The sequence below is a fragment of the Halorubrum sp. AJ67 genome, from assembly GCF_000513435.1.
On record NZ_CBVY010000017.1, the window covers coordinates 15,809 to 28,277 of the forward strand.

11 protein-coding genes and 1 pseudogene are annotated in these 12,469 nt (G+C 55.3%); 6 read left to right on the forward strand and 6 right to left on the reverse strand.

Going from position 1 to position 12,469, the window contains the following annotated elements:
- Positions 1 to 61: 61 nt before the first annotated feature.
- Complete coding sequence (locus BN903_RS12425) at positions 62 to 1,426, reverse strand: restriction endonuclease (protein ID WP_048078030.1); 1,365 nt, start codon at positions 1,424 to 1,426, stop codon at positions 62 to 64.
- Between the two features lie 160 nt (positions 1,427 to 1,586).
- Entirely contained in the window at positions 1,587 to 2,273 is a 687-nt protein-coding gene (locus BN903_RS12430) for a nucleotidyltransferase domain-containing protein (protein WP_048078031.1), read from the reverse strand.
- Between the two features lie 39 nt (positions 2,274 to 2,312).
- Between BN903_RS12430 and BN903_RS18165 the strand changes: the two are divergent.
- Positions 2,313 to 2,597: pseudogene (locus BN903_RS18165) on the forward strand (nucleotidyl transferase AbiEii/AbiGii toxin family protein); the annotation flags it as partial.
- A gap of 245 nt (positions 2,598 to 2,842) precedes the next feature.
- Here BN903_RS18165 and BN903_RS12440 read toward each other — a convergent pair.
- The gene (locus tag BN903_RS12440; protein ID WP_048078032.1) at positions 2,843 to 3,361 is read right to left on the reverse strand and encodes a hypothetical protein; all 519 of its coding nucleotides are present in this window, start codon (positions 3,359 to 3,361) and stop codon (positions 2,843 to 2,845) included.
- Positions 3,362 to 3,751: 390 nt separating this feature from the next.
- Between BN903_RS12440 and BN903_RS12445 the strand changes: the two genes are divergently transcribed.
- The gene (locus BN903_RS12445) at positions 3,752 to 4,165 is read left to right on the forward strand and encodes a MarR family transcriptional regulator (protein ID WP_048078033.1); all 414 of its coding nucleotides are present in this window, start codon (positions 3,752 to 3,754) and stop codon (positions 4,163 to 4,165) included.
- A gap of 30 nt (positions 4,166 to 4,195) precedes the next feature.
- Here BN903_RS12445 and BN903_RS12450 read toward each other — a convergent pair whose 3' ends face one another.
- Positions 4,196 to 5,116, reverse strand: coding sequence for a helix-turn-helix domain-containing protein (locus BN903_RS12450; RefSeq protein WP_048078034.1), 921 nt, complete (start codon positions 5,114 to 5,116; stop codon positions 4,196 to 4,198).
- A gap of 136 nt (positions 5,117 to 5,252) precedes the next feature.
- Between BN903_RS12450 and BN903_RS12455 the strand changes: the two genes are divergently transcribed.
- Positions 5,253 to 5,576 (forward strand): hypothetical protein, encoded by a 324-nt coding sequence (locus BN903_RS12455; protein ID WP_048078035.1) that lies wholly within the window; start codon positions 5,253 to 5,255, stop codon positions 5,574 to 5,576.
- Positions 5,577 to 5,862: 286 nt separating this feature from the next.
- On the opposite strand, the gene BN903_RS12460 is transcribed toward BN903_RS12455, so the two are convergent.
- Both BN903_RS12460 and BN903_RS12465 read right to left on the reverse strand, forming a co-directional pair.
- Positions 5,863 to 7,209, reverse strand: a complete 1,347-nt coding sequence (locus BN903_RS12460; protein ID WP_048078036.1) for an orc1/cdc6 family replication initiation protein — start codon at positions 7,207 to 7,209, stop codon at positions 5,863 to 5,865.
- Between the two features lie 773 nt (positions 7,210 to 7,982).
- Positions 7,983 to 10,148: a type B DNA-directed DNA polymerase gene (locus tag BN903_RS12465; RefSeq protein WP_048078037.1), complete on the reverse strand. Its 2,166-nt coding sequence runs from the start codon at positions 10,146 to 10,148 to the stop codon at positions 7,983 to 7,985.
- A gap of 362 nt (positions 10,149 to 10,510) precedes the next feature.
- On the opposite strand from BN903_RS12465, the gene BN903_RS12470 reads away from it, so the two are divergent.
- From BN903_RS12470 to BN903_RS16945, 3 genes are all read left to right on the forward strand, one after another.
- Entirely contained in the window at positions 10,511 to 11,059 is a 549-nt protein-coding gene (locus BN903_RS12470) for a winged helix-turn-helix domain-containing protein (protein ID WP_079890668.1), read from the forward strand.
- Positions 11,056 to 11,544: a hypothetical protein gene (locus tag BN903_RS16045; protein ID WP_079890661.1), complete on the forward strand. Its 489-nt coding sequence runs from the start codon at positions 11,056 to 11,058 to the stop codon at positions 11,542 to 11,544. Before BN903_RS12470 ends, BN903_RS16045 begins: the two co-directional genes overlap by 4 nt.
- Positions 11,545 to 11,777: 233 nt before the next feature.
- Positions 11,778 to 12,116, forward strand: a complete 339-nt coding sequence (locus BN903_RS16945) for a hypothetical protein (protein ID WP_154018136.1) — start codon at positions 11,778 to 11,780, stop codon at positions 12,114 to 12,116.
- The last annotated feature ends 353 nt before the right edge of the window (positions 12,117 to 12,469 follow it).

Sequence of the window (12,469 nt, forward strand, 5' to 3'; positions counted from 1 at the left end):
TACTGCTACGAACGGAGTCGGGTTTAATGGTTGGTGAGCAGGCGTGAGGTCACAACTGATTCTAAATGATGCCGCTGATGACGAGTAGTCCAACGACGAGCAGCAGCGTCGCGACCACGCTCCCACCGGCCAGAATCTTGTTCTCCATCGCCTTCTCGTGGAGCGGCATAGCGGCGTACTCCTCGCGGAACGCCTCTACGTTCTCCTCGTCGTAGAAGTACTTCGTCTTCAGTGCGAACCGCTCGGTAACCGCACAGCCTGTACAAACCGGCTCCTGGTCAAGCCGCTCGGTTTTGATGTGGCTGTCGCAGGCGATCGCCCCGCAGTTGGGGCAGTACGTGTACGTCTCGTCGACGCCGCTGGCCTCACAGTGGACACAGCGATGGATACCGTCCTCGGTGGTAACTCGAGAGGGGCCTGCCGCGTAGTACTCGTAGGGGTAGGTGTACTCCTGAATGTCGGTCGTGTGCCGAACCTCGGGGAGGTAGACTGGCTCGATCGACTGGACGGAGATGTCCGAGCGGTTCGGCTCGCAGGTCTTGTTGTACGTGACGTTGTTGTCGCCGGTGTAGGTAACCGACGTCGTGTGGTGGTCTTGAAGCCGCTCGACAGCCCACTCCTTGTACTCGGTCTGAGTCTGCCCGAATCGGTGCTCCTCGACGTCGTCGAACACCTCGCCAAATTGTCCAGAGTCGAGTTCGATCCTCGTATGGAGATTCTCGGTGACCAGTGTCGCGACATCCTCGCCGACGACCTGTGGGGTTCCACGTTCAGCGTGAACCACGAACTGCGTCCGGTCGTTGATCCGATGGATGACGCCGACCGATGTCTCGAAGACAGCGTTCGTGTCCGCAGTGACTGCCACGACCGGGCGAAATGTCACCGCCGAATATGGGTCTGGAAGGTCGGCCACCTCGATATTCTCGATATCGCGGAACGCCTCCACAACGGGTGCGTCGACGTCTGCCGCTGGATCGTACGGCCGCAGGGTCTCATCACAGAGAATCTCGATGCGACCATTGTAGAGATCTAGGCCGATCTCATCGGCTATCTCCCGAAGGTCTTGGCCGTCAAGCAACTCGATAGGATACGGATCATCGTTCTGTTGGAGGCGGCCGGCATACTCCCTCGCGGGACTCGTGAACCGCCCGGTGGTGACAACCATCCCGCGTTTGGGACCGTCGAAGTGGAACGTCGAGATCGCCGAATGGAGTTTCTGAACGACTGGCCGCCCAACCGTCGCCGTGTGTTTACATTCGACGATGACCGCGCGTCGGGTGCCGTCGACGACCTCCTCCATGATGACATCTCGGCCCTCGTCTGCCGTCTTCTCAGCCTGATGGACGTTCTCGTAGCCGAGGTTCCGAAAGACATCCTCGATCAGATCCTCAAATTCGAACCCGGAAAGATCGTCTAGAACGGCCATTCGATGTATCTAGATTTTATCTCGCCACAACCAAATACATTGGTGAGTACCAGAGAGCTCATCGATTTCGATAGAGTAGCGCTCCCGTGCCAAGAGTTCATATCCCGCCTTGTTGACGGCCTCGACAACCACATCAACGGCCTCTCTGAGCGCCCCCAGATCACCCATCACCGTGAAGAACCATACTACGGACGGTATCAAACTCATCTGTGTGATAGACTGCGATGCCATCGCGAAGAATTTCTTGGAGCTCCTCAGCGTATGTCGGGACCCCTTGGAGAGCCTCAACATCAATATCGAATGCGTATCGATCCCCGCCAAACGTATCTTCCTCAAGTGATTGCCTGATGTGGTTCGCCTGTCGTTGGTTGCTCGGCCGGTCGTCACGAACCAACACCCAGAGATCAATATCGCTGCGACGGTCAGCCTCACCGCGAGCAACGCTTCCATACAGAACGACAGCGAGGACGCCATCAAGTGTAGTACGGAGTTGGTTGGTCGCGTCCTGTACCGGCACGTGGAACTCCGACTGAGGAATTCCGAGGAACGGATCGTCTGGGATAGTGAGCCGATCACGGTTGATCTGGACAAGTCGGCGGGTCCCGTCGTGTTCTTCGACAACAAGATCGTTCCGAGAGAGTGTATCAACCGTCTTGGTGATCGTTGGTCGCGTGTAGCTAATTGCGTCAGCAAGGTCTGTCATCGAAAACGACTCGTCGTGATGTCGGGTTAAAAAGAGAAGAATCTCGGCTGTCGCATCTCCACTGAGTAACCGGTCGTCTTGGAGTGGTAAGTCGATGGATATCTGGATACCATCAGCGAGACTACCGTTCGAATCTGTTTTCATTGTAAAGTAATTCTTAGTGTTACTACTTCAACCTATTTGCTAAGCAAGCTGTATTTCCCGCAATTGTGACGATTCTCCGAGGACCTCGACTTCGGCGTTGAGGGCCAGTATCAAGGGTCGAAGAGCGAGTTGCGGGCCCTGCTCGATACGGTCACCGACCGTTCCGGGATCGAGTTCACGGTTCGAGAGCATCACGAGTCTCAACAGGAACACTATCCGACTCACTACGTCGACATCAGCATCCAGTATCGTGCTGTCCTCAACCATCCCAACACGACCAGTATCGATGTGATGGTCGACGAGCACGTCGCCTTCGATCCAGTCTGCATCCGGTAATCGGTACGAAGTCGATGTCATCGACGAATCGTGTACCTGTCCAGACTGGCAGCAGCGCTCCCCAGAAGGTGGCTGCAAGCATCTGCGTCGCGTCGATCACGAGATCAAGCGCGGCTGTGTGCTCGCCCAGATGGCCGACTCCCGGTTGACACAAACTGATTTCGGTTAACCAACAGACCATCCGGTTTCATTGCCTCATTGGTTAACGCATACAGCCACCAGCCTGTCCGCTGTCACGGGAGATCGTCAGTCACGTCGACGAGGTCCTTCTCGGTCTGCCAGCGATACAGCCGTCCCTCCTGCTCGAACAGATCGAAGACGCCGTCCTGCATCCAGCCGAAGGGATGCTCCTCGTCATCGTACTCCTGTTTGAGGACGTGGCTCTTCGCGAAGAATTCGGTCGTCCCGACGAGCAGGCCTTGCTCAACGAGGAAGTCGCTCGGTTCCTTTTCTGCGACACCAACGAGGTAGGTCACGATGTCGCCGATGAGGCAGAACTTCTGGATGCTGTTGTCCCACTCGCCGCGGATGTCGACCATCCGGAAGGCATAGGCGTCCTGCCGGCGGCTGAGCCGGTCGACAACCAGATTCAGCCGGCGGATCGGCTCCCGGTCGTAGTTCCCCAGCACAAAGTAGGACCGGTCGTTCTCGTAGACAGGAGTCAATTCACTCAGGGCGTGGATAATTTCCTCGTTGTCCGCCAGCGATATCTCGTCTTCGTCGAGTTGGTCCTTCGCGCTGGTGAGGACCATCCGTCTTTAGTTAATACTCTCAGTAATACCATTCAGGTGCAGTTCCTGATTGAATTTGGTCTGTTTACTCGCGTTACGGCGAGAAAACCTCGCTTCTAAGGTTGCTTTATTGCTTGGTTTCGATGGACACCGCGTCTAAATCATTCGATTAGCACTTTCCAACACTACTGAGCATAATACTATGAGAAAATATTACTATCAGTCTTAGCTAAAGACGAATGGTGAGGACTTCCTCGGGAACGGGCGGCTCTTCGTCGGACATATTTAGACTCTCTCAGCGCCGTGCGATATGATTTATGAAGTAAATCACCGGCTCAATTCAGTGTGAATTACTATAGAGTGATTTACTCAAGAGTAAACTACTTGTCGCTAGAGTTTGTACTGTGTCGTATGAGCACCGACCTAGAGACTACTGGGGATATGGAATCCCGCGAACTCGTCCACTTCGTGACGCAGCAGACGCGGTTCGCGCTGATCAACAACATCCTCCAGCACCCCAAACAGCTCCCCTCGATGTACGAACTCGAGGAACTCAACCCTAGCGTGAGCGAGGCCACCGTCTACAAACACATCCAGAAGCTGATCGACGCTGGCATCGTCAGGGAAGTCCCACTCGACGACGATCAGCGCCGGCAGGGCTATCCCTGGAAGTTCTACGGCCTCACAGCGGAGGGTCGGACCTTTCTCGACGAACACAATCTCCTCGCCGCGGAGGAAACCCTCCAACAGATCTACGAGACCATCTCCAACAAGCCCGAGAAGATGGTCAAGTACGAGAACGCCCCTCGCCCGGACGACGCGTGACTTCGGAATCGGCTTGCTTACAGCTTCCGGTTACGTTTCGATTTCGTATTCGGCCGCCAGCTTCTGGAACTCGTCCCACTCGAGGAGGCGATCGTCCGTAACATCGCCGTGGGTCTCGAGGTAGCGGAGCAAGGCGTCGATCTCGTCTTCAAGGCCATACTTCGCCGCCTGCTCTCGGAGGTCGCCCTCGTCGACGTCAACCTGTCTGAGCAAGAGGAGACAGTACGAACGGTAGCGGCTGCTGTCGTCGATCAGTAACGTGTGACAGCAGAGGTCCGCTGGGGAGAGGATATCGAGTTCCTCGGAATAGAAGTAGTAGCGGTGGTCGGTGAGCAGAAACTGGAGGTCGAAGGCCGCAAATCGAGCGAGCCCGGTTTCGTGGAATGCCTCTATGTCGATCTCGGTCCTGGTCTGGGCGAGGAACGCGTTGTAGTCCTCCCAGAGAATCGTCCCCTTCGGGGCCACAGCTTCGAGGCGTTGGCGATGGAGATGGTGTGTGAGTTCACGGGCGAACTCGTGGAGGCGGGTGAAGTCGGCGTTGAAGTCATAGCGGCCGTCATCTGCCCCGACGAGACCACGATCGCGGAATCGCTTGAGGACACGGTTGACCGTATTGCGGTAGTTGTCGCTCCGGTCGGCGATCTCGGCGACGGTTCGCGGCTGGTCGAGATAGTAGAGCACCTCAAGTGTCTTCCCGGTCAACAACTCGGGGAAGTCGATATGGGGGTACTGGCGAACGAGGTCCTGGTAAAGTTCGACGGCGCGGGCATCTGACGGAACGACTCGCTTTCGGCGGCCGTCGCGTTCCGTGTAGACGAGTCTCTTCTCGACGAGGTCGCCGATGCCACGGGAGAGATAGCTCTCGCTGTGGTCGAGCTTCGTCGCAAGCTCGGAGATCGTGTCGCCACGGTCGATCGTGGCGAGGACTTCAAGTTCGATTCGCCGGAGCACCGTGTAACATAGTACAAATATGTTTATAAATATATTTCGAGTAATGTTACATTGGCGAGCACGAGAGTCGCCTCCGTTGTCTTAACCAACAAAACTATGGACTAGTGGGTAATGTTGGTTAACACGAAAGTAGCCGATGTCCCACGAACCCCCGACCCCACCGGCGAACCTCCCGACGGAGATCGTCAATACGCTCAACGAGTCGGATCCGGAGCACCTCCGAGATGTTGCTACGTATGCTGAATCACTCGCCGACCACAAGGAACGAGAGGCCCGTCTCGAGGAGTCGGCAGATCAAGAAGACGTCAAAGAGCGACCAGACGATCTCCCGGATGACGTCCCCTCAAAGGCCACAATCACGATCAAGGAGATCAACGACAACCGCTACTACTACTGGCAGTGGCGAGAGGGGGATCAAGTCAAGTCCAAATATAAGTCACCGGTCGATCCTGACGAGTAGAACAGGTAGCTAGCCGGATATTGAAGTCCACACACCCCGTGTGCGAAATGAAATTCCCACAGAGATCTGATTGGCACCCCCCGTGTGCGAGATGATTCTACGCAGATTCGGGACGGACCCCGTGTGAGAGATGAATCAGTTGACGAATCAAGCAGAGACACCCCGTGTGCGAAATGAAATCGTGTATACGGTTGTCAGACATACCTCCAGATAGCGACAGGAATTATAGCGAAATCACACCCCGTGTGCGAAATGAATCCAGTTGTGACAGCAACGTCTCTGGTCGCTACTTCCCTTCGAAGAAATTATCTATTTGTGCGTTGACAACAGATTTGATTAGATCGCCTTCATTGTCTGCCTCTTCGATCCGGATGTCAGCTCGAAGCGTTTCAGCAACCACCCCCGGATCATCAACAAACGTGTACTCCTTGTGAACGCCACTCCCGTAGCCGCGTCCCCGCTTTTCTGAGGTGACGAAGTTGTATGTCTCCGCTTCACTCATATACCGGAGATAGGAGTCGCGCGATTTTGTATCAGCGTCAAGTAAGTCAGTAAGGTACTGATACACGCGATATGCAACCGTACTGGGAACAGCGTTCAAATTGCGTTGTGAGTAAACGGGGACAATCGCAGTAGCGTAAAGCGAGAGCTTCTTTTGGGTCGACAACCCCTGCATCTGAGTCAGCGTCCGATCCCGTTCTGCTTCTTTCTGGGCATCACGAACGTGCCCTTCATGAACCATATCTTCGCCTTCGCGGTCTGCAATCTCGCCTGCTTTCCGAAACAGATCGATCGCTTTCCGGGCGTCACCGTGGTCCTGTGCCGCAAATGCAGAGCTAAGTGGAATGATCCCGTCTTCAAGGACACCGTCCCGATACGCGTCACGACGTCGTTTCAGAATGGACTGTAGTTGGTCCGCATCATAGTCTGAAAAGACGACATCCTGCGGATTGAACGAGCTCTCTGCCCGACCGTCGAGGTTCTCCATGAACCGGGGATCGTTTGTGAGCGCCGCAACGGAAACGTGTCCCTCGATCTGGCCGAGTTGTGATGCCCGAGAGAGCTGATAGAGCAGCTTGGAGTATGCTGGCTCATCGTTCGGGTCCCGCTGTCGCCCTACCAAGAGGTCGACCTCATCCAAGATGATAATGACCGAGTCGAAGTTGTTGCTCAGGATCTCATAAAATCGGTTGAGTTTCTGGTCTGTCGAGACGCCACTCTGTGGAACCCCAATTTCAACGTCTGCTTCATTAGCGGCGTTTTCCACAAGTCGATAGACGGCCCTATCGTGCGATTTGATTGTCTGACAGTTGGTTTTAATAACTCCAAAACGGTCGTCTTGGGCGTTCGCGAGTTCAAGAACCTGCTGGCAGACCGCGTTGATAATGAGTGACTTCCCCGTCCCGGATGGGCCGTAGAGAAGCATATTGGGCGGTCGGTTTCCCTGTACTGCCGGTCGTAGGTAGGTGATGATATCGTCCAGCTGGTCATCACGACCGACGATGCGATCCTCGTCGATGACGGCATCTGGGTCGAGAAGACCCTTATCTCGGAAAACCGAGTTTTGAACACCCTCCTGGAGGCGTCCTTTGATAGATTGTGAGAGGGACTGTTGATCGTCGCCGTCAACCATATTTGGGCAGTTAGAGCGAAACTATAAATAAATATGGGTACCGTGTGCGAGATTAAATTTGCTGAATTCTCACGTTACAGGCGCTTTCGCGAAGGGGAGGCGAAGTAATACTGTAACCGTGGGCGAAATCAATTAGTCGTAGTGACCCCCCGTGTGCGATATGAAATGCTGATCAGGTCATCGAACAGCTGTCGATGTCAAGGCGAGACGGATGTGTTCGGTGGAGGTACTCCCCGTGTGCAAAATGAATTACTAGACGTATTCTCGACTAGATGTCCCGAGAAGATCTCTTGAATATCTCAAGTGGAGTCTGATCTCGTCGGTGGGTTACCCCCACACCCCGTGTGCGATATGAATTTGGTGAGAGGGTAGGCGAGGACGAGTCATCTGAAAAGTTGGAAAATGACGAGAGAATCCACGAGAAGGCGTCAAACCAACGGAGCCGTCCATCTCACGAAGGGGCAAAGCCATAGACGAGCCCAATTATATCACGAAACATACTGTTTCGTTTTAACCGACTTGAGCCTTATTACGGCTATGGTTGACAGAGTGTCTATATAAAGATTTCTATGAAATATAGTCTATCGTGATATAGCCGTCTCTGAGGCCCTACCTCCGTAAAATCATGTATCTCCGGCGGTTTGGGGTCTCTCCCGTTGACTACCCCCTCCCACCATCTTCCCGATTTCATATCGCACACGGGGTGTGGGGGTTCGATCTCGTGAGGGGCAGTGGTTAACCAACAGAACCGCTCCTGACGACTCCTGTGTTGGTTAACAATCCTCCGTGTTCGTGTATGCCGTCAACTTTGGGACCCGCGTCTCCGCGAGTTCTCGACGAATCTCCGTCCGATCCCAGCCAAGCGGCGACAGCACACTCTCGACAGCTCTGATAAGTTGTGTCTCATAGTACGAGGCGTCGTAGGTCTCGATCTCCTCGTGAGCTAATGCGACCCGCTCGCGAGAGGTCTTCTCATCGTCAACGACCACGTACTCGATGTCTTGTCCAGGATGGACGGCGAGATCCTGATCGCGAGCCCGCCTCAGCGCCACCACGTTCTGGGTGTTCTGCGTATACCCTTCGAGTGGCTTAGAGACACGATTCCGTTCGACGAGTTGTTCAACCGGCACCGTTCCAGTGCGAAGGCGCTTGATGGCATCTTGGAGACAGTCGAGTACGGCGTCCGGAGATCGAGTCGCGTCGAATCGTTCGAGACAATCCTGCTGAACATCCTCGATAAACGACGGAGTCGACCGCTGACGAGCCTCGATACCGCGTAACTTGAACTCGTCATTACCAGCCACCTTGCCGAAATACTTCGTGAGCGCGCCGGCGTCGCTCTCGCGCTGGGGAACGAACGCGACCCAGTCGTAGTGAGCTTCGTGTTCAAGCCGAATCTCGACATCCTCCGTGATCTCTGTTGCGAGCGCCTCGAGGTCCTCGCGGTCATCGTCGTCGACGTCGGGATCAGGCGTCACCCAGATGGAGTCGACGATGCCATGAACGACACGCCACCCACCGGCCTCTAAGCGTTGCTTCGCCGTCAACAGAATCTCGCGAGCAAACGCGTTGATTGCTTCGTGGCACTCGATCCGCCCGAACTTCGCGTTACTGAACCCCTGGTACCCGAAGCAAGCGACGAGGATCCACTTCAGCGCACCCGATCGTCCCTCGAGTTCCGCCAGTCGGTCCTCGTCGGGATCGTCCTGTAGCTGTTCGCGACGGATGGCCGCCTTGATCTCGTCGCGAGCGTCGATGATGGGTTGGAGGACATCGACGAGATAGCCATGTTCGTCGCAGATCGAGTACCCGAGGCCGGGGACGTCGTCCCGGTCGCTGTGGCAGTCACAGCGGATAACGTCGGGCGAGACGTTCCGGGTACAGATGATGTTCGGATACAGACTCGAGAAGTCGAGTTCGTGGACGTCCTCATGGACGCCGACCTCGGGTGCGAAGATGAAGCCGCCACGGTCGGCGTCGTGGAGCGTTCCCATCGGTTTGTAGAACTCGTGCCGCCAGGAGTTCCATGGGACGAGCACGTTGCGATCGTGGGCCTCACAGATCTGAATCGCGGTCAACACGTTGCCGATCGACGCCCACGCCAGTTCTTGGACGGGTTTCTTCGAGCGCGAGACGAGGTCGAGGACACCGTCGAGGTTCGTCTCTCCATAGAAGAACGTGTTACTCTCGTCGATGATCGCCCGGCCGGGCACGTTGTACCGCGCCGGTGAGTGCCCGACACGGCCGTAACTCGCGTACGTCGACTGGCTCGCGAGTTGCTGGTAGTCGATGTCGGGCCACCGGCTCAGCGAGAAGTCGTCGACGCCGGCAGCTGTAGCCATCTCGTACAGCGTCGGAATGATCTCACTCGTCGAGCAGACCAGGATATCCGGATTCTGCTCTTCGAGTGCTGCTTGGACTGCCGTCAGAATATCCGCTGGCAATCCGGTGACGGTGTCGCCGTCAATGGACAATTCGGTGTAGGTGTTGGCTCCCGTTTCGGTTACTGGGACGCTGAGTCGAAGCGTCGACAGCTCGCTCGCCGGCGTCGGATCGACGTCTTCCTCGAGGCAATACCGAAATTCCCGCGAAAAGTCTACGTTGAAACAGGCGAGATCTCCAACCGGATACGTGTTCAGCTGCCGTGCCTGCTGTGCGAGTGGGGTGACGCGATCGATGTGGCCGACGTCGACAGCGAGGACCGACTCCACGTCACGACGGAATCCGGGATGTCGCGTCACTATCTCGGTCGCAACGACATCGGGATGATGGTCATAGATCGATCGAAGTGCGGTAAAATCGATGTCGTCGTCCGGATCGCGTGCGGCGACGTAGAACCGTGGAGTATAGTCGTCACGCTCCGTCACGACGACGCCGTCGGCGGTAGCGTCCCACTCGAGGACGCGCCCGTCATCTAGGAAGTCGATAGTGAACGGCATTTGGGATTGTCAGGCCTCGCTTGAACGAGACGGGCCAGTACTCGATAAGCAACGGCGTGGTGCTTCCACAATTCAGAAGAAAACTCTGAGACGATTGTCATCGTGGTAGTCGGCCTCTTTTGCGTGTTTTAGTCTTTTCTAGGATAGTTTCCGGAATCTCAGATTAACCAACAGTTATGAAACAACTTGTCGATTTGTTGGTTAAGACCATCGCTGAAGGAAATCCACACTCAGAAGAACCACAAACCAATATACTGTCCCACAAATTATTATACTTGTCTCACGTTGGTTAATGTATCATGTCCGAGGAGACGCCCCCATCCAATCAAGTACGTCCTGATGGCGGTGCCGAACAGCGTGATATCAACGACGTTGTCGTTGAGGACTGGATTGAGGAGACAACGCCCTTCGAACGAGTCTACGAAATCATCCGCAGTACCTACGATCCAACATCTGCTTCACAGATTGCTGACCGTGCTCGTGTTTCGCCGACAACGGCGCGAAAGCACCTGCGGTCGCTTGTGGATACAGGTGAAGTGACGACTTCACAGGACGGTCAGACGACGCTGTACCGCCGGTCAGAAACGGGGATTGTCACCGAGCATGCACAGTCGCTGCTTGCGGAACGAACTCCCGAAGAGATTGCCTCTGGAATCACCGAGCTCAAAGCACAGATTCAGAACTGGCGTGATGAGTACGGCGTTGATTCGCCCGAGGAACTCGCTCGGGAACTGGATATTGAAGACGCCGACAGCGAGTCTGGGACGCTGCTCAGAGAGTGGCAAACGACCCGCCGAAATCTCGCACTCGCACAAGCGACGCTCGCGATTGCTGAGGCCAGTCGTACTGGTCACCTCACTGGTACGGACACTGACGACGATAGCAACAGCGACTCCTCCATTGTCGTATGACCGATGCGGAAGACGAGACATTTTCTGGGGATAGTCAGCCGGGCGAACAGGCCGAGGTGTTCGGCCCGATCGATGCTGGGGCGTTACGCGAGATCCGAGATCTGATTGTCACCCAAGAGCCGTTGGTTGAGACGGCATCACTGGACGATCCGCTGAATCCACAGATACTTTCGATCGAACTGGCTGACGGCGTCGGAGCGGCGTCAACAGCGCGGATTGACATTCGATGGAGTTTGGCCGGGAACTACGCTGCCCACTACACGGACAACCAGGGGCGGGATTTTCGCTTTGATTGTCATCCGAAACCCGATGCGCCGACACGGCACTTTCATCCTCCACCTGACGCTCCCAGTCGTCCTGTTGAGCCATCCTGTATCACTGTGCGTGAGGCTTCGTTGGTCACGCGAGCGATTCTCCATCGGTGGCGATACGCTTACACGAACAGCACATTCGAAGGGATCAACGACGCAGAAAATCCGCCGTAGACAAGGATACGTAGCGGCTCCGACACATTCAACGCGGCTACAACGCATCGTGTGAACTACGACCTACGATGGATCCCATAGAACAGACAGACACTTGAGTCCGCTTTTTTCTTGGAGTAGGGTCAACCTCGTAGAACGATAGAACAGGACCCACGCAGCTGATTCTACGACTCTTTGATTGAGCTCCACATACTCCAGTTGGACTTATACTATTGCCTACCGTATCCATCACCATGCCTGGCGAGCCGTATCGCATCCAAGAGAACACCGGCAATCCAGTACACCCTTCCATTGAAGCAGTCCTAACCCTCGCGCTTGACCGAGCTGCTGATCCACGACCATCTGACCATCAAGATAGTCACTTCGACCGGTACGTCCAAGATGCCGTCGAACACGCCGGTGAAGCTGCCGTCAAGCAGGCTATTCGTCTGTCACTCACCGAGGGATTAACCCACCGAATGGCTGGTCGAAAAGCATTCGGTGACGATAACTACGTCTACGGAATCAATGTCGGTGTCGCCGCAATAGCATATCTCCGCGAACTCAACAGCAACTCACTGAGTGACCTCTAACCAAGAACCTCCCAGTTCGCGTGGATACAGATGAGCGTATCCAGCTGGTGATACACAACTTGTAGCACTACTCTACTAGTAGATTCTTCATGTGGGCGTTCCACATTCAGTAACTACTAGTAGACCAGAGGGTGTCATACAACGGTCGCCACTCCCCGAGCAACTACCAGCGCGTGTGCGAGGTACTCGATTAGGTAGTCCGTGAGGAGATGAGTAAGCGGCAGGCCCACAGGGAACTCGACACGTCTCGGAAGACGGTTCGGCGTGCGATAGAGAAACGAGGTGGACTGTACGGTCTGTAGAAATCATCCGAACTGCCCCCGTTGTTCCGCCCGTCCAGTAATTCTGGCATA